Genomic DNA, 23,379 nt, shown 5'->3' on the forward strand with positions numbered 1-23,379 from the left:
CGTCGCCGCCATGAACACCCGCACCAGCGGACTGCTCGCGGTCGGCACGCCGACGCGGCGGCAGACCGGGCGGACGCCCGCGCACGGCCGGGTCGCCCGGCCAGGGTCTGGGGCGGAGTCCCCACGCGGCGGAGCCGCACATCGACGCTGTGGCGGAGCCGCACATCGACGCTGTGAGGGAAGGGGCGGGGAGGGGAAAGCAGTCCGCCGCGGGCGTCACGATCCGCCGGACACCCCCTGGCGCAGCCAGACCGTCGTCCGCGCGGGCACCCGGCCCCCGTCGAGCGGACCGCTGGCCAGCACCACCTCCAGGCCCTCCGGCAGCGGCACCGGAACCGCCGACAGATTGCTGAGGCTGTGCCAGCCGGTGGAGCGCCGGAAGTGCAGCACCCCCGCGCTCAGCTCCTCCACCGAGCCGACCCACTCCACGCCCTCGTCGCCGCCCAGCGCACGGCGCAGCCGCAGCGCCTCCCGGTACAGCTCCAGCGTGGAGCCCGCCACTCCGTCCTGCGCCTCGACCGACAGCTCGCCGAAGTACTCCGGCTGCGGCAGCCAGGAGCCCCCCTCGCCGAAGCCGAACGACGGGCCGGACCGCGTCCACGGCAGCGGCACCCGGCAGCCGTCCCGGCCCTTGATCCGCCCGCCGCTGCGCTCCCAGGTCGGGTCCTGGAGCGTCTCCCGGGGCAGATCGGCCACCTCCGGCAGGCCCAGCTCCTCGCCCTGGTAGAGATACGACGACCCCGGCAGCGCGAGCATCAGCAGGGTCGCGGCACGGGCCCGGCACAGCCCCAGCTCCCGGTCGGCCTCCGGCTCCCGGCCGTCGGCGAGCAGCCACGCCTCCCGCCCCGCCCGGCCCAGCTCGTCCGGGAGCGCCAGCCGGGTGGCGTGCCGGATCACATCGTGGTTGGAGAGCACCCAGGTGGCCGAGGCACCGGCGGTACGGGCGGCGTGCAGCGCGCTGTCGATGGCGGTGTGCAGCGCGGGCGCGGACAGCGGGGTGGAGAGGAAGTCGAAGTTGAACGCCTGGCCCAGCTCGTCGGGGCTGGCGTACGGCGTGCGGCGGGAGTTGCGGACCCACGCCTCGGCCACGGCGATGCGCGGCGGGTCGTACTCGTCCATCACCTGGCGCCACTCGCGGAAGATGCCGTGCACCTCATCGCGGTCCCACAGCGGATGGCTGCCGTCCTCGGGCAGGTCGTCCGGGTCGTAAGCCCGCACGTCCCCGATGTCGCGCAGCGGTTCGGTCAGGTCCTTGGCCAGGCCGTGGGCCACGTCGACGCGGAAGCCCGCCACGCCGCGGTCGGACCAGAAGCGCAGTGTGGTGAGGAAGTCGGCGCGCACCTCGGGGTGGTCCCAGTTCAGGTCCGGCTGCTCGGGCGCGAACAGGTGCAGATACCACTGCCCGTCGGGCAGCCGGGTCCACGCCGGGCCGCCGAAGCAGGAGATCCAGTCGGTGGGCGGGAGCGAGCCGTCCGGACCGCGCCCGTCGCGGAACACGTACCGGTCGCGGGCGGCGGAGCCGGGCGCCGAGCGCAGCGCCTCCTGGAACCACGCGTGGTCGCTGGAGGTGTGGTTGGGCACGATGTCGACCATGACCTTCAGCCCGAGCCGGTCCGCCTCGGCGACCATCCGGTCGAAGTCGTCCAGGGTGCCCAGGCGCGGATCGACATCGCGGTAGTCGGCCACGTCGTAGCCGCCGTCGGCGAGCGCGGACGGATAGAACGGGCTCAGCCAGACGCAGTCCACGCCGAGGTCGGCGAGGTACGGCAGCCGGGAGGTGATACCGGGCAGGTCACCGATGCCGTCCGCGTCTGAGTCGGCGAAGCTGCGGGGGTAGATCTGGTAGAAGACGGCCTGCCGCCACCAGTTGGGGTCCGAGGGCTGAAGGGTCACGAGGTCCTCGCGGTGATGGGGGGTGATGGGTACGGGCGGGATGCGGAAATGGGCACGGATCGCGGATGCGGGTGGCCGTCCGCGCCGCCGTGGAGCCGGCCCTTCGATCACCGATGCCCCGGAGGCCGAACCCGCCCGCCACATCGTCTTCCCTACCCGCGTCATCCCCGGGGCAGCACGGCTCCACCCACCCCGCCTGGGGCACGGCACCCGGCGGGCCGGGAAACCGATCCGCCCGCGCACCACCTGACCACCCGGCCCGGTGCGATGCCGCCCCCCTGCGGAGTCGGGGCCGCCCGAGCCGACCGGGCTGCCCCTACGGGTATCATGGTCACCACGGCGGACGAGCCGGCCGGGCGGTCGCGTCGGGGTCCTTCGGGCCCCGCCGAGGAACGTCCGGGCTCCACACGGCAAGGTGGTGGGTAACGCCCACCCGGGGTGACCCGCGGGACAGTGCCACAGAAAACAGACCGCCGGACGCCGCGAGGCGACCGGTAAGGGTGAAACGGCGGTGTAAGAGACCACCAGCGTCCGAGGTGACTCGGACGGCTCGGTAAACCCCACCTGGAGCAAGGTCAAGAGGAGCCGCCGCACGGCGGCTCTGCGCGGACGATCGAGGGCTGCCCGCCCGAGTCCGCGGGTAGACCGCACGAGACCGGCGGCAACGCCGGTCCTAGATGGATGGCCGCCTCCCCGAGGGCCGCGAGGCCCCCGGGAGACAGAACCCGGCGTACAGGCCGACTCGTCCGCCTTCACGCGCCTGACCTGGGCGTATGCCCTGTTCAGGGCGCTCGGCCAGGTCGCCGTACTTCTTCGCGTGCCCACAGACCGTCGCCGACCCGGTCATCCGCACGTGGTCCATCACCACGGCAGCGGCAATTACGGTGAGGCGCGTGACGCTGAGCGCGAGATCCCTGCTGCCGGTCAACCTCACCCTCGGCGTGCTGCTGGTCATGCTGCTTGCCGTGGCCGCGGGCGTCGCCTACGTGTTTCGGCTGTTTCCCCATGACTCCGTCAACCGGCCCCGCGAGATCGTGGTCGCGGGCGTGCGCGCGGCGGGGCAGCTCGCCGCTGTGTCCTTGGGTCTCACCTGGGCCGTCACCAACTTGGCAGGGCTGGCCGCGTTCCTGGTCGTGATGTTCGGCGTCGCCGTGCGCACGGCGGGCCGACGGCTGACGAGCAACCGCACCTGGTGGCTGACCGCCGCACCGATCGCCGCCGGCGTCGTCCCCACGGTGGCCGCTCTGCTCCTGACGGGACTCGTTCCCGCGAAGGGCCTTGTCCTCGTCCCCATCAGCGGCATCCTCATCGGCGGCGCCCTGACGGTAACGGTGCTCGCGGGCCGACGCGCCCTCGATGAGCTGGAACTCCGGCGTGGCGAGGTCGAAGCGGCGATGGCTCTGGGTTTGCTCGACCGGGACGCGCGAATGGAGATCGCACGGCCGGCCGCGTCCGACGCGTTGCTGCCGGGGCTGGACCAGACACGCACGGTCGGGCTGGTGACGCTTCCCGGGGCGTTCGTGGGCATGCTCCTGGGCGGGGCGAGCCCGCTCATGGCCGGGGCCGTTCAGCTTTTCGTCCTGATCGCCTTGATGGCGGTCCAGGCCATCGCCGTTGCGGTGACCGTCGAACTCATCGCGCGGCACCGGCTGTTCCGCCCTGAAGCGCATGCCCCCTGACGTCCGCGCCGGGACCTCGTACCCGAGGTCCATCCGGAGACGTCTGCGAAAATGAACGCCATGACTGAGCAGCGCCGCGACCGCCGATCGGCCGGGGAACTGGAGGCCGACGTCCTGGCGGTGCTGCGGGCCGCCGACCGGCCCCTCACTCCCGGAGAGGTCCGGGAGCTCCTCAACGCGGGCTTGGCGCGTACGACAGTGACGACCATCCTGACCCGGCTCCACGAAAAGGGGGTGGTCGACCGCTCCCGCCAGGGACGCGGATACGCCTATGCCCCTGGCGCCGGCGACTCCGGCCTCCACGCCCGCCGCATGCACGCCGAGCTCGAACGCGGCGAAGACCACGGCGGCATCCTGGCCCGATTCGTCTCCGACCTCAGTCCCGAGGACGAAGAGATACTCCGCGCGCTGCTGGACGGCGACGTTACCTGCTGTTCGTGTTCCCCGCCCCGCGATCGTCTACAGTAGGCAGACCGTCTACATGTTTGTAGTCGGACGCGGGCCGTGCGTCCGACAGGGCCGTGATCGGCTACTGGGGCGTGAAGACCGCCGGAGGACCATGCGCCGCAAGATCCTGATCGTCGAGGATGATCACGCCCTGCGTGACGTGCTCCGTCGCGGTCTGTACGACGAAGACTTCGATCCCGTCCCGGCCGCCGACGGCGCCACCGCCCTACGCCTGGTCACCGCCGACATCGCCGCGGTCGTCCTGGACATCGGCCTGCCCGACGCGGACGGACGGGACGTGTGCCAGGCCATGCGCGCGGGCGGGTTCCACGCCCCGGTCATCTTCCTGACCGCACGGCACCACCTCACCGACCGGCTGTCCGGCTTCTCGGCCGGGGGCGACGACTACCTGCCGAAGCCGTTCCACCTCGCCGAGCTCGCCGCCCGGCTGCGGGCGGCGCTCAAGCGGGCCACGCCCCCGCCGGCTGCCTCGGTCGGGGACCTGGTCCTGGACGCGGTCCGGCACAGCGCGACGGTGCACGGCGCCCGGGTCGCCCTGTCCCCGACGGAGTTCCGGCTGCTGGCCACGCTCGTCGCCGCGGACGGGGACCTGGTGCGCCGCCGTGACCTGGTCAGGGCGGGCTGGCCCGAAGGCGGACAGGTCAGTGACAACACCTTGGACCAGTATCTGACCAGGCTGCGCCGCAAACTACGCGAGACGGGCAGCGGCCTGACCATCGCCACCGCGCGCGGGATCGGGCACCGTCTGTCATGAGATCGACCTGGCACCGACCGGTGCTTCGCGCGCTGGCTCCCCGTACCTTGCGCGGACGGCTCTCGCTCGTCGCGCTGACCACCGCCGCGCTGCTGATCACGGCGCTGACGGCCGTGTTCAACACCGCGGTGGAACGACACCTGCGGCACCAGGCGGACGACGAGCTGCGGGCCCGGGCGACCGCCGTCGCCGCGACCGTCGACACCAGCGGCCCACAGGTGCGCGTCCTGGAGACCGCCAACGATCAGCCGCTGGACACGAACGTGTGGATCTACGCAGGGAAGCGCCTGCTGGAAAAGCCGCCCGCCACCTCGGAGCCCAGCCCGCTCACCCGGACCGCCGACCGGCTCGCCGCGCGGGGCGCGCCCGACTGCGCGACCGTCCACGCCGAGGGCCATCGGTCCGTCCGCCTGTGCGCCCGGCCGGTGGCCGGTGGCGATGCCGAAGCCACCGTCGTCACGGCCCTCGACCTGGCCCCGTACCAGAGTTCGGCCGACACCCTGCTGTGGGGGTCGCTGATCCTGGACGCGGCGATGCTCGTCTGCGCCTACGTGCTGACACGTCTCGCGGTCGGCCGGGCCCTGCGCCCGGTGCGGACGATGACCGACCAGGCCACCCAGTGGAGTGCCGTGGCCTCCGACGAGCGCTTCAGCACGGGGGGAGGCCCGGTCGAACTGGCCCGTCTGGGCGCCTCGCTGGACGCGTTGCTGGACCGCATACGCGCCGTGCTGCGTCATGAGCAGCAACTGACGGGGGAGCTGTCCCACGAACTGCGGACCCCACTCACCCGGATCATCGCCGAACTCGACTGGTGGCGATCCCGGCCCCGCTCCGCCGCGGAGACCCGCGCCACTCACGAGGTGATCGACGAGGCCGCCCAGTCCATGCGAGCCATCTGCGACACGCTCCTGCTCGACGCCCGCGACAACGCGGCCCACACCTCAACAGCCCCCGGCACGGCCGATGTCGTACCCGTTCTGCGCCGCATGGTCCAGCGCCTGGACACACCGGCCCAGGTGAGAGCCGTGGTGGAGGCCGAGGACGGGCGACTCGAGGCAGGAGTGGCACCCGCCTTCCTCGAACGCGTCGTCAGCCCGCTGCTCGCCAACGCCGTCCGCCACGCCCGTTCCACCGTCACCGTGTCCGGGCGGCGCACACCCGGCGCCGTGGTCATCGACATCACCGACGACGGACCGGGCGTACCGGAGACGTTCGTCGGCGAGCTCTTCCAGCCGGGGCGACGCGCCGACCCCGGCGACGGTCACCACGGAGCGGGCCTCGGACTGCCGCTCGCGCGCCGTCTGGCCCGCTCCGCGGGCGGCGAGGTGTCCTACGACGCCGGGCACGCGCCCGGGGCGCGATTCACCGTCACCCTGCCCGCTGGGTGACCGGCTCCCGCTCCGCACTCCGCGGGCCCGGGACCCGGCGCTCCCGCACGTGGGCGTGGGCCATCAGCCCGAACAGGACCGCGAGCAGGACAGCCGACGAGCCCGCCGTGCCCAGGTCGAGGCCGCCCTTGGCGACCGGCTTGGTGAGGAAGTCGCCCGCGGTGGCGCCGAGCGGCCGGGTGAGGACGAAGGCGATCCAGAACAGCAGCACATTCGGCACCACGGAGACCTTCATCATCGCGACGAGGACGGCCAGCACCCCGATGACCAGGAGCGCGCCACCCGCGTAGCCCAGGCCGGAACTGTCGGACAGGAAGTCCCCCATCGATGTGCCGAGCGTGTTGGAGACGAGGATGGCCGACCAGAACAGCGCCTCACCCCGGAAGGTGACGATGTCGCGGATCTGGAACGTCATCCCGCTCACCTTCCACGCCAGGAAGATCGCCAGCAGGATCGAGATCAGGATCGCCGCGCCCACCGGATAGCCCAGACCGAGGCCCTGCGGGCCCCAGCCGAGCGATGTGGCGCCGCCCGAGAGGAACTTGGCACTGGCGTCACGGTTCATGAAGTCGGACATGGTGGTGCCGGCCATACTGGTCGACAGGATCACGGTCCAGTAGAAGAAGGGGTTGTAACGGCTGGACCTGAGCTGGACGACGAGGGTCACCACGAAGATCAGGAACAGCGCGATCGTGGTGAGGAAGTAGCCGAGCTTCAGGGTCTGGGCGAAGAGGTCTCCGGCCGTCTCACCCAGGGTCGTCGCGGCGATCTTCATGATCCAGAAGGCAAGGGTGACCTCGGGCAGTTTCTTCATCACCGACGTGCTCGTACTCGCGACGTCGAGGTCGGTGAGGACTTCTGGCTTCCCCAATGTCACTGCTCCCGTCTGTTCGGGGGTACGGCGCCCGCGCGGAAGGGGCCGAGCGCCCTATGAGATGGGCCGACCGCGGACGGCGGCTGTCTACGACCCTGCCAGGGGCAGCCTGAACGCGTCCTGAACGCCTGCCGGGGCTCAGGCCGTCCGCCGGGCGACTCGCTCCGGTTCGGTGACGTCCTTGCGCGTCACCGAGAGGAACACGACCAGGCCGAGAATGACCGCCAGGAACAGGACACTGGTCACGACCGTGCCCAGGCCGAGGCCGCCGTCGCCGGTGGGCTGGGAGAGATAGTCGCCGACGGAGGCGCCGAGCGGACGGGTGAGGATGTAGGCGATCCAGAAGCTCCACACCGCGTCGAGACCGAGGGCGAAGTGAGCGACGGCGACGGCGGCGATGGCCAGGGCGAACAGCGTCGCGGACAGCCAGTACCCGAGGTTCATCCGCTCGGAGACCAGATCACCGGCCGCGGTTCCCAAGGCGAAGGTGAACAGCACCGCCAGCCAGTAGAAGGATTCACGGCTGGTGGAGTCGACGCTGTGGATGGACAGTGTCCGCTCCCGCCGGTACCAGACGACGAACACGACCGCCAGGACGATCGCGAACACCGCCGTGCTCGTCTCCAGCGGCACGCCCATGTTGTCGGTCAGGTTGTCGCTGATCAGCGTGCCGACGACGCTGATCAGGGCGACGACCGGCCAGTACACGCCCGCGCGGTAGCCGCTGGTGCGGAACTGCGCCACCAGCACCACGGCCAGCACCACGCTCATCAGGGCCGACACACCGGTCAGGCCGAGCCCGGCCTTCTCGTTCAGCAGGTCGGCCGCGGTCTCACCGACCGTCGTGCACAGCACCTTGATGACCCAGAAGTAGAGGGTTACTTCGGGAACCTTGTTCCAGTGTCGTCGGTGACGCGACCGGGCGGTCGGCGCGTCGGCCGCTGGGGTCGGCAGGGGCTCGGATGTCTCGTAGGTCATGGAGCCCGACGCTGTCACCGGATACCTGAACGCGTCCTGACCACCGCGACGTCATCCTGCCGTCCAGGAGGGCTCACCGTGGTCGGTTCCACCGCCGGATTGCCGCGCCACCGGGTGTGTGCCGGTACGTGTTCGCCCTTCATGAGGAAGGAGTCGGCGTCGATGCGGGCGTGGTCGTCGATGACGACGCCGTAGTGCACGAAGGCGCTGGTGCCGATCGTGCAGCCGTTGCCGATGGCGATGCGATCGGATTTGAAGACGCCCTCTTCGAGGGAGTGCGCCTGCAGGATGGAGCCGGCGTTGAGGGCGCAGTCGTCGCCGACCCCGGTGAGGGTCCGTTCCAGGATCCGGCAGCCGTCGTCGAAGACCCGGTGTCCCATACGGACACCGAGCAGCCGCCAGACGGCGGGTTTGAAGGGAGTGCCGTTGAAGATGGCGAGGTAGAGGATGGACGGCACCTTCCAGTAGCGCTCGTGCCGCCAGAAAGCCCGCTCGTAGATGGAGCAGAACCGTGGCCGCAGGGTACGGAAGCCCTGCACGGCCCGTTCGGTCGACACGAAGAAGCCGACCGTGAAGGCGAGTTCGAGGAGAGCGGTGCCGACCGTCTCCAGCCAGTACAGCCCGCCGTTGCCGGCCAGGGGGAACATCGCGATCAGGAGGAGGCCGTAGACGTACAGGCAGCGCACGGTCAGGAACAGGGCCATGGTCCCGGCGTTGTGGCGGTTCTTGGCCGCGAGGCGGCGCCGGAGTCCGGATCCGGTGGTGAGGTGGTCGAAGCGGTGGTCGCGTTCGACCGAGCGGGGGATCTCGATGGGGGGCGAGCCGAGCAGTCCGGTGTTCTCCCTGACCGGACCACTGACCGGGATCATGACCTTGGTGGCCAGCAGGCAGTTGTCGCCGGTCCTGCCGCCGGCCGGGTAGACGATGTTGTTGCCCAGGTAGTTGTGGTTTCCGATGGCGGCCGGGGCGGTGCGGAACGAGGTGCTGGAGTACTCCGCGTTCGCCATGGACAGTCCGTCGGAGACCATGGTCCCGGTGCCGACCCGGCTGAGGGCGGGCACCTCGTGTTTGAGCATCGTGCCGAAGTTGGATCCGGTCTGCTCGACCGGCGCCAGACGGTATCCGAGGGCTTTCAGGTAGTGCACGATCGCCGAGCTGTCGCCGAACAGGGCGATGGTGAAGCGGGTGCTGGTCAGGCGGGCGACGGCGCGCTGGAGTGTGAACCGGACCCCGTACAGCGGGTACACGGTGTTCGGTCTGAGGGGACGGGACAGTACGCGTGACAGGGCCGGCACGAGGACCGCCCCCAGGAGGGCGAGGCCGAACACCGTGGCCGCCGCGATCTCCAGGCCGTCGGCGTAGTACGTCCAACTGCCGGGGCCGCCCGCTCCGGTGACGGTGTGGACCAGCGCGGGCCGGGCCTCCAGCAGTGCCGCGACGGCCACCTCGGCCACTCCTACGCTGGCCGTCAGCGTCAGCAGCGTGACGAGGGAGTAACACACTCGCCGCAGGCGGCCGCAGCGGGTCGGCGGAACGGCGAGGTACTCACACCCTGTCGGCGCGGGCCGGGCCGGCGAGCCGTGCCACCGCTGCCCGGCGGGTATCGACTGACCTTCGTGCAGCGCCGAGGCATGACCGAGCTGGGCGGCGTCGCCGAGGTGCACGCCGATGTCGAGAGTGCTGTGTTCGCCGACGAAGGCGCCGGCACCGATGGTGACCGGGCCGGTCTCGATGGCCCCGTCGCATGCTCGGTAACCGTTGAGATAGGTCTCCTTGCGGATCACGGTGTCCGCCCCGACGGTCAGCAGGTCGGTACAGATCGGTACCCACCGGGTGAAGATCAGCGTGCGCGGTCCGATCTTGGCGCCGAGCGCCCGCAGGTACAGGGTGTACATCGGCGTTCCGACCGTCAGCCGGGCCAGCGGGTTGGCGGCGATGAGGGTTCTGACACACCAGAAGCGGACGTAGGCCACGCTCCACAACCGGATGCGCCGCGGTTTCCACCGCCCGATGAGCACCCATTTGGCGGCGATGGGGAACAGGCTCGCGCCGATCAGCGCCACGGCACCGAGCGCGACCGCGCGTTCGTAGCCGCCGAGCCATCCCTGCCCCCGGGCCAGCCAGGACGTTCCGGCGTCCAGCGCCACCGAAGCGAGGCAGACGTAGGCCAGGAACGCCAGGAACTGGAGGGCCGCGCACAGGGCGTACCGGAGCCTGCCCACCGCCGGAGCGGCCGGGGCGGACGGTGGCCGCGGTACGCGGTCGAGCGTGGCCAGGGCAGGGGGTGGCGCTTCGGTCAGGGCGGTGGCGAGCCGGCGCACCGTGGGGTGCAGATAGACGTCCCGCATCGACACATCGGGAAGGTCCGGACGTGCGCGCACGGCCGCGTTGAACCGCGCCATGAGCAGGGAATCGGCGCCGAGGTCGGCGAAGAAGTGGCCGTCCACGGAGACCCGCTCGACCTGGAGGACCGCGGCCAGCAGTTCGGCCAGCATCCGTTCGGTACGGGTGCGTGGAGCCGTGCCGTCGCCCTGGGTGAGCCGGCGCCGTCCGGTCGGTGGCGGCAGACGCCGGCGGTCGGCCTTCCCGCTGGGCAGCGTCGGAATCGACGTGAGGTGTTCGAGATAGGCGGGGACCATGTAGCCGGGCAGCCGTTCCCGCAGGTGTGCCACGGCCCGCTCGGGATCCACGGTCATGCCCGCGCAGGTGGTGTAGTAGGCACACAGTTCCACGGTTCCCGGGGTGGTCTCGCGGTCGCTGACCACCGCTTGGGCGATTCCGGGCAGGTGCAGCAGCACCGACTCGATCTCGGTCAGTTCCACGCGGTAGCCACGGATCTTGACCTGGGTGTCGATGCGGCCGTGGTGCTCGACCTCACCGTGGGCGTTGATCTTGCCCAGGTCCCCGGTCCGGTAGATCTTGCCGGACGGATTCCCGGGGATGCCGAGAAAGTCCGGAATGAAAGCACCTTCGGTCGCCTCGGGCCGGTTGAGGTAACCGTCGGCGAGCCCGATCCCGCCGATCGCGATCTCTCCCATCGTGTCCGGCGGCAGGGCGGTGTCCCGTTCCGGATCGAGGACGGCGACCGAGTATGTCGGCAGCGGGACACCGATCGTCACCGGACGGTCAGGGGCCAGTGGGCTCCAGGTCGCCGTGACGGTCGCCTCGGTCGGGCCGTAGACGTTGAGGAACCGGCGGCCGGGCCGGTGCCAGCGGGTGACGAGATCCCGCGGACACGGTTCCCCGGATACCAGCAGGAACCGCAGCTCGGACGCGTTCTCGTCCAGGGTGGCCAGCAACGTGGGAACGCAACACAGGGCCGAGACCCGGCGCTCCCGCAGGAACGCGTCCAGCTCGGCACCGAGCAGGCTCGGCCCTTCGGGCCTGGGTACCACCGTGGCACCGGCCATCCAGGGCACCCATATCTCCTCGACGGAGAAGTCGAACGCGATGGTCATCCCCTGGTAGACCCGATCGTCGCAGGTGATGCCGTAGACCTCCGAGGCCACTCGGACGAAGTTGCACACAGCGGGATGTCCGACGGCCACCCCCTTCGGGCGGCCCGTGGACCCCGAGGTGTAGATCACGTAACACAGGTCGTCGGCCGGCTCCCCGACGGCCGGGGGATCGGGGCGGTCGGGAGACTGCTCCGCGACCCTGGACCGCACCCGGTCCAGGTACAGCAGCTCGGCACTGGCCGCGAGGGGGCGTGTCCGCTCGGAGAGCCGGGACAGTGACAGGACCATGCGCACGGAGGCATCGGACACGATGTAACTCAAACGATCCGGCGGGAATCCGACATCCAACGGTACGTACGCGGCGTGTGCTTTGAGCACGGCCAGCATCCCGACATAGGCGTCCACCGCCTCGTCGAGCAGCAACCCGATCCGGTCGCCGGGCCGTACGCCCTCGGCCATCAGAAAACGAGCAAGCCGGTTGGCCCTTTCGTCCAGTTGCGGGTACGTGAGGGCGACGCCGGCGGCGTCCACCGCGAGCCGGTCTCCGGTTCCCCGCGCACGCATCCGGTCGCAGCGCTCCTCGAACAGCCGCTCGAGCCGTTCGCCGTCCCGCCACCGAACCGAACCGTCCCAGCCCGCACAGGCGAGCAGGCCATCGGTGCGACTCCGCGACCTCGGCGCCCACGCGCAGGACGGCCCTCCCCTCACCGCCTCGTTCCGGTCACTTCCCGACATCGTGCTCTCCTCTCGCGCACCACGGCCTTCGCGGGCCCGGTCTGTCCGAGGGGCGGGGCGGGCTCCCTCTCCACGAACGCCTTGTGCAGGGCACGTACGGCGTCCGGCAGCAGGGAGGCACGGCACAGTACGGAAACGCGGGTGTCCGACGCCGACAACGGCTCGAACGGCACGTCCATCCTGTCCAGCGTCTCCCTCAGCCGGAGGAGGATCCCGGCGTGCGACCGGAGGCCGGACCCGACCAGCGACACGGTCCCGACGTCGTCCTCGCGGCTCAGGGTGTCGTAGCCGATGTCCCGGCGGCGGGTCCGGAGGGCGGCCAGCGCGGCGGGGGCGTCGGCCGTGGGCAGGACCAGCGTGAGCGCGCCGTGCCTCCCGTCGTCGGCCGGGACGGCAGGGAGGTCAGCCGTGCCGACCCCGCTCCCCGCCTCGGCCAGCGCGTGCGTCACGCTCGCCGTCACCCCCGCGCGGTCCACCACGCCGGACAGAGTGATCTTCGTGCGGGACAGGTCATGGGCCAGGCCCACCACCCGGGTGGGGGATCCGTACGGCGGGGGCGGCCCGGGCTCGTCCGAGACGACGGTACCCGGACGTTCGTCGTAGGACGACCGCACTCGGAGGGCCACCGCGTAACGCTCGGCGTATTCGGCACCGGACAGCGCCAGCACCCGCGCTCCCCCGGCCGCCAGCTCCCGCATGGCCTCATGGGTGAGGTGGCCGATCGGCCTCGCCTCCGGCACGATCGTGGGATCCGCGGTCAGCACCCCGTCCACATCGGTGCAGATTTCGCATACGTCGGCCTTGAGCGCCGCCGCCAGGGCGACCGCCGTGGTGTCGGATCCGCCGCGGCCCAGGGTGGTGACCTCGTCGTCGTTTTCCCCGCACACCCCCTGGAACCCGGTGACCACCGGGATCATGCCGCGGTCCAGCGCCTCCCGGACCAGGCGAGGCCGCACGTCCACGATCCGGGCCCCGCCATGGGCCGGAGTGGTGATCACCCCGGCCTGGCGGCCGGAGCAGGAGCACGCCGAGGCACCGAGCGCGTGGATCGCCATCGCGGTCAGCGCGCTGGAGACCTGCTCGCCCACGCTCAGCAGGGTGTCCAGCTCCCGCGGACAGGGTGCGGTGTCCACATTCCGGGCCAGCCCGAGGAGCTCATCGGTGGCGCCGCCCATGGCGGACACCACCACGACCACGTCATGGCCCTCGTCGTAGCCCCTGACCACTCGTTCGGCGACCCGCCCGATCCGCTCGGTGGTGGGTATCGAGGAGCCTCCGTACTTCTGGACGATGAGAGCCATCCTGTGCCCCTCTCAGCGGATCGAGGAACGATCGGCGGCGGCGGACACGGCATCCACCAGGATCGAGCAGGCCATGTCCACGACCTCGGCGGTGACGTTCAGCGGGGGCAGGAGACGCACCACGGCGTCGTCGCGTCCGCCGCGTTCCACGATGAGGCCGTGGCGCAGCGCGTGGTGCTGGACCGCGGCCGCGACCTCGGTGGCGGGGCGGCCGTCGCGGGGGTCCGCCAGTTCGATCCCCCACATCAGCCCGCGGCCGCGCACCTGGCGGACCCACGGATCGCGGGTCATCCCGGCCAGCCGGTCCGCGATCCGGGCACCCTGTCGGCGGACGTTCCCCAGGATGTCGTCCCGCCGGATGATGCGGACCGTCTCCACCCCGGCGGCGAAGGCCAGTTGATTGCCGCGGAAGGTCCCGATGTGCGCACCGGGCCCCCAGGTGTCCAGCGCGGTGTCGTACAGGATGAGGGCGACCGGCAGACCGATGCCGCTCAGCGCCTTGGACGCCACGATGACATCCGGTTCGATGCCGTACTGCTCATACGCGAACCAGGTGCCGGTGCGTCCGCAGCCGGTCTGGACCTCGTCGACGATCAGGGGGATGCCCAGCGAGCGGGTCACCTCGCGCACTGTGCGGACGAAGTCGGTGCGGGCGACGGTGTTTCCGCCCTCACCCTGGACCATCTCCATGATCACCGCGGCGGGCGGTGGAATGCCGCCGTTGCTGTCCCGCAACGCCTGCTCCAGGAGGTCGGCGCCGTTGACGGAGGGGCCGTCCGGGGCCGGGTCGTCGGCGGTGTACGGGAAGAAGTGCACCCCGGGCATGCCGTCGCGCACGGGCGCCTTCTGGGACACCAGCCCGCTGAGCGCCATCGTGGCGTGGGTGCTGCCGTGGAAGGCGCCCCGGAAGGAGATGATGTCGCCCCGGCCGGTCGCGATCTTGCAGAGCTTGATGGCGGCCTCGACGGCGTTGGCCCCCGTCGGCCCGCAGAAGTGCAGCCGTGTGCGCTTGCGCAGCTCCGGCGGCAGCATGGACAGCTGGGCCTGGGTGAAGGCGTCCTTGGCGGGGGTGGGGAAGTCCAGGCCGTGGGTGAGGGAGTCGAGCTGCTGCGAGACGGCCCGCACCAGCTCCGGATGGTTGTGGCCGAGCGACAGCACTCCGGCGCCGGCGAGGAAGTCGATGAAGACATTGCCGTCGACGTCCCGGACGAAGCTGCCCGAGCCCTCGGCCAGGGCGATGGGCAGATGGCGCGGGTAGGTCCGCGCGCTCGACTCCCACCGCTCCTGCTGGGCCAGCAGGGCGGTGGAGCGGGGGCCGGGCAGATCGCCGCTGACTCGCGGTGCCGTCAGCGGAGCGGGCTGGAGGAGCGTTGTCATCGGAGGTCTCCCCAAACGTGGGCCGCGGGCGAACCCTTGACGCTTTCCACGCTAGGAAGGGGGCGGTTAACCCGCAGCGCGACGGAGGTTAGACGACGGCAAAACATGCCGATGGGGCTACATCGTCCCTGGTGGACGCGGGACTCGCCGGGCCCGGGCCGTCGCCCCCCCGCCTCACTCGCGGGACGGCGGTGGCTCGGCGACCGGCAGCAGCAGGGTGAAGGTGGTGGGCTTCGACCGGGCGAGGGTGAGCCGGCCCCCGGCCGTCTCGGCCAGCTCCCGGGCCAGTGTCAGTCCGATGCCGATTCCGGCGGGGGACGTCGTCGCCCCCCGCCGGAAGAGGTTCCGTTGGTCGAGTGCCAGCGAGCCCTCGTCGGACACGTCGACGGCGGTCGCGCCGCCCATCTCGCGCACAGTGATCCGGACGGCACCGCGGCCGTGTCGCAGGGCGTTGTCCAGCAGGACGTCCAGGATCTGTTCGGCGGTGCGGTCGGGGATCGGGAGACCCTCGCCGCCCGGCTCCGCGGCGAAGTCCAGACGTCGGCCCTCAGCGGCGAACGTACCGTGCCAGCGGCGCTCCACCCCGTCGACCACCTCGGCGGCGGGCCGAGCAGCGGTCGTGGGCACACCGGGGCGTGGCGTCGTTCTGGCCAGCCGGAGCACCTCGTCCACGGTCCGCTGAAGATGCCGGGCCTGTTCCAGGGCCTCCGTCACCGCCGCTCGCGGATCCGCGTCGGGATCGGCGGCGGCTGCCTCCAGGCCGAGCTGCAGACCGGCCAGCGGGGTGCGTAGCTGATGGGAGGCGTTGGAGGTGAAGTGGCGCTCGTGTTCGAGCCATCTGGTCAGATGCTCGACCATGGTGTTCTGGGTGCGGGCCACCTGGTCGATCTCGGCGATCGCGCTGCCTTCGGCGCGCGCGGTCAAGTCCCCGTCCGCCACCGCTCCGGCCTTCGCCGACAGTGCCTCCAGGGGCGCGCTGAGCGTGCGCGCCTGGCGGCGTGCCACCACGACGGCCGTGGCCAGCGCCACCAAGGCGAGACCGGCCAGACCCAGCCAGGCCAGGACGATGTGGCGCCATACCCCTGCGGTGCCGGACGACGCGCGGACCGTGCCGATCACCTGCTCCCTGGTGGACAGGGGGACGGCCACCACGAGCCGGTGGTCGCCGCGGCCCCGGACCACGATCCCCTTCCGGGCCTCCCGGGTGATCGCGTCCGCCTTCCTGGGGCCGTTGCCCTCGCGCCGCCGTCCGGACAGGTCATACACCCCGACGTCGATGCCCCGCTCATGGGCGGGCAGTTTCACGTGGCCGCCCACCACGAACGGGGGTACATGGACCGCGGCCGCCAGGGCCACGCGCTCCAGCTCATCCCGCTCGTCCGCGAAGAAGGACGCCTGGATCCCGAGCGCCAGCGGCGTGGCCAGCAGGATCAGTGCCACCAGCACCGCCATCACGGCCACCCGCATCACGCGCTGTCTCATACGCCCATCATGAACGCGGGCGCGCCCGATGAGGCCGAGGTGGCGACGCCACCGTCCGGTTTTACTCTCGGCCGCGACCGCGCCACCGTCCACCGGACTCGGATCGGCCGTCCGGCCGTGGACGAGCCGAGTGAACTCTGACAGCGGACCGTCCGCGCGCCCCGGGCGGTCACGCGCTCTACGCTTCGGGGCATGGGGACGACAGGGGCCAAGGACACGGTATCCGTCCTGTTCATCGAGGACGACGAGGTCATCGGCCGGCATGTGGAAGCTGGTCTGCGATCCCACGGCTACGCCGTGACCTGGGCCCGGACCGGCGGTTCCGGCCTGGCCGAGGCCGATCGGAGCCCCATCGACGTCGTCCTCCTCGACCTCGGTCTCCCCGACATGGACGGCATCGACGTGGCCCGGCGGCTGCGCAACGAGCATCCCGATGTCCTCATCCTCATCCTGACCGCCCGCAGCGAGGAGATCGACGTCATCGCGGGCCTGGACGCGGGCGCCGACGACTACCTGGCCAAACCCTTCAGCATGACCGTGCTGCTCGCCCGCCTCCGCGCCCATCTCCGCCGTCGCCCGCCCGCCCCGGCGGGACCGGACGGACTGGTCCGCATCGGCGATCTCACCGTGGACATCGCGGCGCGCCGCTGCTGTCTCGGCGACCGGGAGGTCGAACTGCGCCCCAAGGAGTTCGAACTCCTCGCCGTCCTCGTCCGGCACCCGGAGGAGGCGGTCTCCCGCGAATCGCTCATGGCGGAGGTGTGGGACGAGAACTGGTTCGGGCCGACCAAGACTTTGGACGTCACCATGTCCTCCCTGCGCCGTCGGCTGCAGGCGGCGGCGTCCGACACGCCCGCGCCCGTTGCCCTGCCCGCCCTCACCACTCTGCGCGGACACGGCTACCGGCTCGACCCGCCCAAGTCGCTGGGTGGCACGTGACCCATCGTGAGTGCTCCCGTCGAGTACTCCAGGCCCGCCTGCGGGAGCCCATGGATCCGGTTGATGGGATGCCCGGACGGCATTCCCCAGGGCCTGCTCGATTCCCTACCTGGTTGAGCGGTGAACGGTGAAGTCGGGGCCGCGCCCCGGGCCGCCGTGGCTCAGCCCAGCGTGTCCATCAGGGCGGTGACATAGGCATCCAGCCGCTCCTCCACAGCTCGCGTCGTCAGGTCTGTCCTCCCTGCCTCCCGCCATGGCCGCGCCACCAACCGCACTTCTTCCGAGCACGCCAGCCCGTCCCGCACCTGCCAGTACAGCCGCTCGCTCGTGGCCGCGGCCAGCACCCCGCCGGCCTCCTCGTACGCCTCGGCGAACCGCAGACCCCACGCCGGGCCGTGCAGCAGCGCGAGATTGGTGGAGCAGTGCGCCACATCGAGATCCGCCGGGCCCCAGGAGGCCGCTGCCCAGTCGACGACGCCGGTGATCCGGGCACCTGCCGGACTCGGGGGTGGCAGGTCGAACAGCACGTTGCCGGGTTGGAAGTCCCGGTGCAGGAATCGCCCTTCATAGGGTGGCGCGGGCTCGCGGATCACGTCGATCGCCGCGGCCCATGCCGCCGCGTCGGCGCCCTTCGGAACCACGACGGTGTCGGCGGTCGTCAACGCCACATACTCCCGGGGCCGCTCGAGGGGTCGCACCGCGTGGATCGCCACGAGTTGACGGGCCAGCAGAGGGACGCGCGTCTCCAATCCCTCGTCGTCGAGGACCGCCCGGCCCGCCAGATGTGTCATCAGGAGCGACGGATACTCGCAATGCGCGGCGGTCGGATCAACCGCGACCAGTCCAGGAGCCGGCACGCCGGTCCCCGTGAGCAGGGTCAGGGCGCCGACCTCCCTGGCCAGCCGGTCCTCGGCCTGCCTCACGTAGAACGGGTCGACGAAGCTGCGCAGCACCAGGTCACGGGTGCCTCCGTCCCGCGTGCCGATGGTCAGCCTCCGCATTTCGGCAGTGATGCCGCCGTGCAGCGCCTCGGCTCTGACGACCCGTTCGCCGACCTCCAGGTGCCGGCTCACCCAAGCCAGTGTCAACGGTCGGACAGTCGCCGTCTCGTCGTGGTTGGTCACCGTGCCACCTCATCATCCGGACGGCGGCACGCGCGAGAGTTTTATGCCTCGGTGTGAGGGGTGAAGAACGCGACAGCGCCTCGCTGGAGCCTTTGATACGGCCCGGTTCCGGGTGGGCCGCGGCCGGGCCGGCCGACCGGCTGCGGGCCGTGCTGGACACCGCCGTACTTGACGACCGTGAACTGGCACTCGGCGCCGACCGCTGGGCCGGCCTGCCCGATCCGCTGCTCGGCACCGCGGCCCGGGACCCGGGGGCTGAACCGTAGGAGGAGTGCGTCCGGCTCATGGCCGGATGACCCCACTGACGAGGTGGTCCCCACCGGGCGTACTGGAGCCGTGGCCGCGGCGGACGTAGCTCCCGCTCCACGTGGCAGCTTGATGAAAATGAAAACCACTACCGTGTATGCTGTGGCCATGGCGCGCAATGAACTACGTCCGATCATCAAGCTGAGGTCCACGGCGGGCACCGGCTACACGTATGTGACCCGCAAGAACCGGCGGAACGACCCCGACCGGCTGACCCTGCGCAAGTACGACCCGGTCGTCGGCCGCCACGTCGACTTCCGTGAGGAGCGCTGACCGCCATGAAGCCCGGTATCCACCCCGCCTACCGGCCCGTCGTCTTCCGCGACCGGGCCGCCGACTTCGCCTTCCTCACCCGCTCCACCGCCACCAGTGACAAGACGGTCGAGTGGCGGGACGGCAACACCTATCCGGTCATCGACGTCGAGATCTCCTCGGCGAGCCACCCCTTCTACACCGGCAGCCAGCGCGTCGTGGACACCGCGGGCCGCGTCGAGCGGTTCGAGCGGCGCTACGGACGGGTGCGGAGGGGCCGGTGACCGCGGACGAGAACCGGCTGGCCGTCGCGGTCGTGGGCGGGCTGCACGCCGACGCCCGACGCGCCGCCGTCGAGGAGATCCTGCGCACGGTGCCCGGCTCCGTGGCGCTGCACCACGACCTGTCCGCCGCCACCGACCGCGCCGTGCGCCGCACGGTGCGCGACGCCTCCGGGCCGCTCGGCGGTGGTGAGGCGCCGCTGGTGAACGACTGCGCGTGCTGTGCGCTGCGCGAGGACATGGTCCCCGAGCTGCTGCGCCTGGCCACGGGCGGCGGGCACCGGCTCGCCGTCGTGGAGCTGTGGGACTCGGTCGAGCCCCAGGCCATGGCCGCCGTCATCGCCGCCGAAGGCGCCCCGCTGGAGCTGACCGGGGTGGCCACCGCGGTCGACCCGGCCCTGATGGTGCCGTACCTGGCGAACGGTGACGACCTCGCCGAGGCCGGTCTCGCCGCCGCCCCGACCGACCAGCGCACCATCGCGGACACCTTCGCCCGGCAGTTGGAGTACCCCACCGTGCTCGCCGTCGCCGAGGACGAGACGTCCGAAGCGCCCGCGGACGACGGCGATCTGGCCCTGCTCACCCAACTCACCCCGGGCGCACGGCAGATACGGCTCGGCGAGGGGGCCCTGGGGCCCGCCCTGCTCGAGGGCTTCGACATCGCGGCGGCGGCCGCCCGTCAGCACCCGGCCTGCGCACTGTTGCCACAGGACAGCGATGAGCACGGAGTGAGCACCCTCGTCTGGCGGCGCCACCGTCCCTTCCACCCGGGGCGGCTCTATGCGGCGCTGGAGGATCTGACCTGTGCCGCGGCCCGCAGCCGGGGCCGCTTCTGGCTGGCGGACCGGGGCGACACCCTGCTCTCGTGGGACGCCGCGGGCGGGGCGCTGTGTGTGGAGTCGGCCGGACCGTGGCTGGCCGCGCTGCCGGACGCGGCCTGGGAGATGGTGCCGGCCGAGCGGCGGGTCGCCGCCTCGCTGGACTGGCACCCCGAGCACGGCGACCGCTGTCAGCACCTCACGTTCACCTCGCCCGGTCTCGACCGCGACGGGCTGCTGGCCCTGCTCGACTCGTGTCTGCTGACCGACACCGAGTACGCCGCCGGGCCGGACGCCTGGAGCCGGCTGCCGCACGCCTTCGACGAACTGCTCGACCCGGTCGCCTGACGGCGCCTCACGCCCATACGGACAGGACTCGCTCATGGCCCGCCGCACCACCATCACCGACCGCCGGGGAGCCAAGCGCCCCCGCGTCAACCCGCTCGACGCCGCCGGCATCACCTATGTCGATTACAAGAACACCGACCTGCTGCGGAAGTTCATCTCCGACCGCGGCAAGATACGCAGCCGCCGGGTGACCCATGTGACACGACAGCAGCAGCGCCAGATCGCCCGCGCCGTCAAGAACGCGCGCGAGATGGCCCTGCTTCCCTACGGCTCCCGTTAGCCGTCGGATTGCGTCGACCGGACTAAGCGGGGCCGGACGGTTGTGCCGTCGGGCCCCGCTTCGGTCAGGGTGTGTCGCGGATGCCGAGGCGTAGGTGCTCGATGTGGTGGACGGCCTGGTCGAGGAATTGGGCCACGTGGTCGTCATAGAGGCGATAGACGATGCGGCGGCCGTCGCGGCGCCCGGTGACCAGGCCGAGGGTGCGCAGGAGACGGAGTTGATGCGCCACATGAGTGGTGGCTCATGCTTCATCGGGACCCGAAGTCGCGGACACGCCGTGCCGCTAAGGTGGGTCGCCGTATGTCGGCTTGGTGAAGGTCCTGTGAGAGGAGGCGGGTTGGGCAGCGATGTCGACCTCGCGCCGCCGTCATCGTCCGCAGACCGCGACGGTGGTGGGACGACCTCTCCCCCCGACGCGGTCGGCGGGGTGCGCACCGCGGCACGCATCACCTCTCATGCGTTGATCGCCGGCCTCCCGGTGGTGCTGATCGGCGGTCTCGCCCTCGCGCTTGGGCCCGAGATCACCGCCGCGCTGGACGATCGGGCGGTTGCGGCGTGGCGCACGGTGTTCACCGCGATCGTCATCCAGGGCGTGCCGTTTCTGCTGCTGGGCACGGTGGTGTCGGCCGCCATCAGCGCGTTCGTACCGGCGTGGGTGTTCACCCGTGCGCTTCCGCGCAACGCGGCGCTCGCCGTCCCCGTGGCCGGTGCCGCCGGGGCGGTGCTGCCGGGGTGCGAGTGCGCTTCGGTGCCGGTGGCCGGCAGTCTGATGCGGCGCGGGGTGGCCCCGGCGGCGGCGCTGGCGTTTCTGCTGTCGGCCCCGGCCATCAACCCGATCGTGCTGGTCGCGACCTATGTGGCCTTCCCCGGCAACCCGTGGATGGTCGCCGCCCGCGTCATCGCCTCGCTGCTGACCTCCGTGGCCATGGGCTGGCTGTGGATCCGGTTCGGCCGCGAGGAGTGGCTACGGCTGCCGAAGGGGCCCGCCGGGCACACTCCGGGCGCGAGCCGCGCGGAGGAGTTCCGGCTCTCGCTCCAGCATGACTTCCTGCACGCCGGGGGCTTCCTCGTGGTCGGCGCGGCGGCCGCGGCCACGTTCAATGTCGCGGTGCCGCACTCCGTGCTGCGGCTCTTCTCCGACTCCCTGTGGCTCTCGCTGCCCATGCTGGGGCTGCTCGCGGTGGTCCTCGCGGTCTGCTCGGAGGCGGACGCGTTCGTCGCCGCCTCGCTCACCGGGTTCTCGCCCACCGCCCGGCTCGCCTTCATGGTGGTCGGCCCGATGGTCGACCTGAAGCTCATCGCCCTGCAATCGGGCACTTTCGGACGGGCCTTCGCGGTGCGCTTCTCCTCGGCCACCTGGGTCGTGGCGGTGACGTGCAGCGGGCTGGTGGGGTGGTGGCTGCTGTGAAGCGCAACCTGCAGGTCCTCCTGCTGCTGTTCACCGGGGTCGGTCTGCTCCACATCTCCTTGCTGACCGATCTGTATCTGCGCTATGTGCGCGCCGGTCTGCGCCCCGCGCTCATCGCTTCGGGCGTGCTGCTGATCCTGCTCGGCGCGGTGAGCGCCGCCCGCGACGGTTTCCCCTTCAACCGCCCCCGCACGAACCAGGGCCACGACCAGGAGCACGGTCACGATCACTCCCGGGGTCCCCGGATCGCCTGGCTGCTGTACGTACCGGCCCTGACCATCCTGTTCCTGGCGCCGCCCGCCCTCGGCTCCTACACCGCCTCCCGCGACGACGCCAAGACCCCGAAGGCCCCCGCCGCCACCACCGGTGACAGCCTCTTCCCGGCCCTGCCCGACAAAGGCGTTGTCGAGATGTCGCTGAACGACTTCAGCTCCCGGGCGGTCTGGGACACCGACCGCACCCTGAAGGGCCACACCGTGCGCCTCACCGGTTTCGTCACCCCGGGCCGCCACGGCGCCTGGTACGTCAGCCGCCTGGTCATCAGCTGCTGCGCCGCCGATGCGCAAGTGCGCAAGGTGGGGGTGCACGGGTCCGCCGCTCCACCCGCCGACACCTGGGTGACGGTCACCGGCACCTGGCACCCCACCGGAAAGCTGGGCACCGACGACGCCAGCCCGGCCCTCGACGTCTCCACCGTCGAACGCGTTCCCGCGCCCAAGGACCCTTACCACGATGTGGTGGTCACCCCGGACGGTCGCTGAAGGGGGCGGCGGCGCACCCGAGCCCCGGGCCGCCGGCCCGGGGCTCAGGTACGCCGCGCGGCTCAGCAGTCGCGGAACTCGGGTGACTGGTTGAGGATCTGGGAGCGCGTGGAGGTGAACTTCTCGTACGTGCTGCCGTTTTCGGTGCCGGGGCGGAACGCGGCCACCCGGTGGCAGTTCATGAAGGCCAGGGTGATGCCGAAGTGGCGTTCCAGACTGCCGCGGATGGCGTTGCTGGCCAGGGCCCGTAGCAGCTGTCCGCGTTCGGCTTCCGACGGTGGCGGGGTCTGGTTGTCGGCGAACTCGGCGTCACCCTCGCGGAGCTTGTCCGCCAGGCCGGCGATGAGGTTGTAGGCGTACGGAAGCGACTCGCGGACGGTGGCGACGAAGTCCCGTTCCTGGATCTCGCCCTGTTCGGCCTGGGCGAGGAGTTCCGGTGCGACGTTCAGTGACATGGGATGCGGGTCCTATCGGC

22 protein-coding genes, 1 other RNA gene and 1 pseudogene are annotated in these 23,379 nt (G+C 71.4%); 14 read left to right on the forward strand and 10 right to left on the reverse strand.

Going from position 1 to position 23,379, the window contains the following annotated elements:
* Positions 1–216: 216 nt before the first annotated feature.
* A complete protein-coding gene (locus ACZ6TD_RS32930) occupies positions 217–1,893 on the reverse strand; it encodes a glycoside hydrolase family 13 protein (protein WP_471344006.1) in 1,677 nt (558 codons plus the stop codon).
* 344 nt (positions 1,894–2,237) lie between these two features.
* On the opposite strand from ACZ6TD_RS32930, the gene rnpB reads away from it, so the two are divergent.
* The 5 genes from rnpB (at position 2,238) to ACZ6TD_RS32955 (ending at position 6,182) form a co-directional block, all read left to right on the forward strand.
* Positions 2,238–2,642, forward strand: an RNA gene (rnpB, locus tag ACZ6TD_RS32935) — RNase P RNA component class A.
* Positions 2,643–2,786: 144 nt separating this feature from the next.
* On the forward strand, positions 2,787–3,572 hold the full coding sequence (locus ACZ6TD_RS32940; RefSeq protein ID WP_471358242.1) for an ABC transporter permease: 786 nt from the start codon (positions 2,787–2,789) through the stop codon (positions 3,570–3,572).
* A 60-nt stretch (positions 3,573–3,632) separates the two neighbouring features.
* Positions 3,633–4,040, forward strand: a complete 408-nt coding sequence (locus ACZ6TD_RS32945) for a BlaI/MecI/CopY family transcriptional regulator (protein WP_471344009.1) — start codon at positions 3,633–3,635, stop codon at positions 4,038–4,040.
* Positions 4,041–4,131: 91 nt separating this feature from the next.
* Complete coding sequence (locus ACZ6TD_RS32950; protein WP_471344010.1) at positions 4,132–4,794, forward strand: response regulator transcription factor; 663 nt, start codon at positions 4,132–4,134, stop codon at positions 4,792–4,794.
* On the forward strand, positions 4,791–6,182 hold the full coding sequence (locus ACZ6TD_RS32955; RefSeq protein ID WP_471344012.1) for a sensor histidine kinase: 1,392 nt from the start codon (positions 4,791–4,793) through the stop codon (positions 6,180–6,182). Before ACZ6TD_RS32950 ends, ACZ6TD_RS32955 begins: the two co-directional genes overlap by 4 nt.
* Here the strand turns inward: ACZ6TD_RS32955 and ACZ6TD_RS32960 are convergent.
* From ACZ6TD_RS32960 to ACZ6TD_RS32985, 6 genes are all read right to left on the reverse strand, one after another.
* Complete coding sequence (locus tag ACZ6TD_RS32960; protein ID WP_471344014.1) at positions 6,163–7,053, reverse strand: COG4705 family protein; 891 nt, start codon at positions 7,051–7,053, stop codon at positions 6,163–6,165. The two genes, ACZ6TD_RS32955 and ACZ6TD_RS32960, sit on opposite strands and share 20 nt — an antisense overlap.
* Before the next feature lie 141 nt (positions 7,054–7,194).
* Entirely contained in the window at positions 7,195–8,034 is an 840-nt protein-coding gene (locus ACZ6TD_RS32965) for a COG4705 family protein (RefSeq protein ID WP_471344016.1), read from the reverse strand.
* A 14-nt stretch (positions 8,035–8,048) separates the two neighbouring features.
* Positions 8,049–12,227, reverse strand: coding sequence for a Pls/PosA family non-ribosomal peptide synthetase (locus tag ACZ6TD_RS32970; protein ID WP_471344018.1), 4,179 nt, complete (start codon positions 12,225–12,227; stop codon positions 8,049–8,051).
* Positions 12,197–13,528, reverse strand: a complete 1,332-nt coding sequence (locus ACZ6TD_RS32975) for an aspartate kinase (protein ID WP_471344021.1) — start codon at positions 13,526–13,528, stop codon at positions 12,197–12,199. The genes ACZ6TD_RS32970 and ACZ6TD_RS32975 overlap by 31 nt, the downstream gene beginning before the upstream one ends.
* Positions 13,529–13,540: 12 nt before the next feature.
* Entirely contained in the window at positions 13,541–14,905 is a 1,365-nt protein-coding gene (locus tag ACZ6TD_RS32980; protein ID WP_471344022.1) for an aspartate aminotransferase family protein, read from the reverse strand.
* Between the two features lie 174 nt (positions 14,906–15,079).
* Positions 15,080–16,387 (reverse strand): sensor histidine kinase, encoded by a 1,308-nt coding sequence (locus tag ACZ6TD_RS32985; protein ID WP_471344024.1) that lies wholly within the window; start codon positions 16,385–16,387, stop codon positions 15,080–15,082.
* A gap of 9 nt (positions 16,388–16,396) precedes the next feature.
* Between ACZ6TD_RS32985 and ACZ6TD_RS32990 the strand changes: the two genes are divergently transcribed.
* Both ACZ6TD_RS32990 and ACZ6TD_RS32995 read left to right on the forward strand, forming a co-directional pair.
* Positions 16,397–16,528 (forward strand): hypothetical protein, encoded by a 132-nt coding sequence (locus ACZ6TD_RS32990; RefSeq protein WP_471344025.1) that lies wholly within the window; start codon positions 16,397–16,399, stop codon positions 16,526–16,528.
* A 51-nt stretch (positions 16,529–16,579) separates the two neighbouring features.
* On the forward strand, positions 16,580–17,326 hold the full coding sequence (locus ACZ6TD_RS32995; protein ID WP_471344026.1) for a response regulator transcription factor: 747 nt from the start codon (positions 16,580–16,582) through the stop codon (positions 17,324–17,326).
* Between the two features lie 161 nt (positions 17,327–17,487).
* On the opposite strand, the gene ACZ6TD_RS33000 is transcribed toward ACZ6TD_RS32995, so the two are convergent.
* A complete protein-coding gene (locus ACZ6TD_RS33000) occupies positions 17,488–18,450 on the reverse strand; it encodes a phosphotransferase family protein (RefSeq protein ID WP_471344028.1) in 963 nt (320 codons plus the stop codon).
* A 53-nt stretch (positions 18,451–18,503) separates the two neighbouring features.
* Between ACZ6TD_RS33000 and ACZ6TD_RS33005 the strand changes: the two genes are divergently transcribed.
* The 5 genes from ACZ6TD_RS33005 to rpsR all read left to right on the forward strand — a co-directional run bounded on the left by ACZ6TD_RS33005 (position 18,504) and on the right by rpsR (position 20,735).
* On the forward strand, positions 18,504–18,716 hold the full coding sequence (locus ACZ6TD_RS33005) for a hypothetical protein (protein ID WP_471344030.1): 213 nt from the start codon (positions 18,504–18,506) through the stop codon (positions 18,714–18,716).
* A gap of 148 nt (positions 18,717–18,864) precedes the next feature.
* Positions 18,865–19,029, forward strand: coding sequence for a 50S ribosomal protein L33 (gene rpmG / locus ACZ6TD_RS33010; protein WP_026252351.1), 165 nt, complete (start codon positions 18,865–18,867; stop codon positions 19,027–19,029).
* A gap of 5 nt (positions 19,030–19,034) precedes the next feature.
* Positions 19,035–19,292: a type B 50S ribosomal protein L31 gene (locus tag ACZ6TD_RS33015; RefSeq protein ID WP_471344031.1), complete on the forward strand. Its 258-nt coding sequence runs from the start codon at positions 19,035–19,037 to the stop codon at positions 19,290–19,292.
* Positions 19,289–20,455, forward strand: coding sequence for a GTP-binding protein (locus ACZ6TD_RS33020; protein ID WP_471344033.1), 1,167 nt, complete (start codon positions 19,289–19,291; stop codon positions 20,453–20,455). Before ACZ6TD_RS33015 ends, ACZ6TD_RS33020 begins: the two co-directional genes overlap by 4 nt.
* Positions 20,456–20,489: 34 nt before the next feature.
* Positions 20,490–20,735, forward strand: coding sequence for a 30S ribosomal protein S18 (gene rpsR / locus ACZ6TD_RS33025; RefSeq protein WP_210944082.1), 246 nt, complete (start codon positions 20,490–20,492; stop codon positions 20,733–20,735).
* 64 nt (positions 20,736–20,799) lie between these two features.
* On the opposite strand, the pseudogene ACZ6TD_RS33030 reads toward rpsR, so the two are convergent.
* A pseudogene (locus ACZ6TD_RS33030) lies at positions 20,800–20,964 on the reverse strand (ArsR family transcriptional regulator); the annotation flags it as partial.
* Positions 20,965–21,072: 108 nt separating this feature from the next.
* Between ACZ6TD_RS33030 and ACZ6TD_RS33035 the strand changes: the two are divergent.
* Entirely contained in the window at positions 21,073–22,143 is a 1,071-nt protein-coding gene (locus ACZ6TD_RS33035; RefSeq protein WP_471344034.1) for a permease, read from the forward strand.
* A complete protein-coding gene (locus tag ACZ6TD_RS33040) occupies positions 22,140–22,904 on the forward strand; it encodes a TIGR03943 family putative permease subunit (RefSeq protein WP_471344036.1) in 765 nt (254 codons plus the stop codon). The genes ACZ6TD_RS33035 and ACZ6TD_RS33040 overlap by 4 nt, the downstream gene beginning before the upstream one ends.
* Before the next feature lie 62 nt (positions 22,905–22,966).
* On the opposite strand, the gene ACZ6TD_RS33045 is transcribed toward ACZ6TD_RS33040, so the two are convergent.
* Positions 22,967–23,359 carry an SCO5389 family protein gene (locus ACZ6TD_RS33045; RefSeq protein WP_256655947.1) on the reverse strand — a complete coding sequence of 131 codons (393 nt, stop codon included), beginning with the start codon at positions 23,357–23,359 and terminating at the stop codon, positions 22,967–22,969.
* Positions 23,360–23,379 lie beyond the last annotated feature (20 nt).

This window comes from Streptomyces yongxingensis (assembly GCF_055597465.1).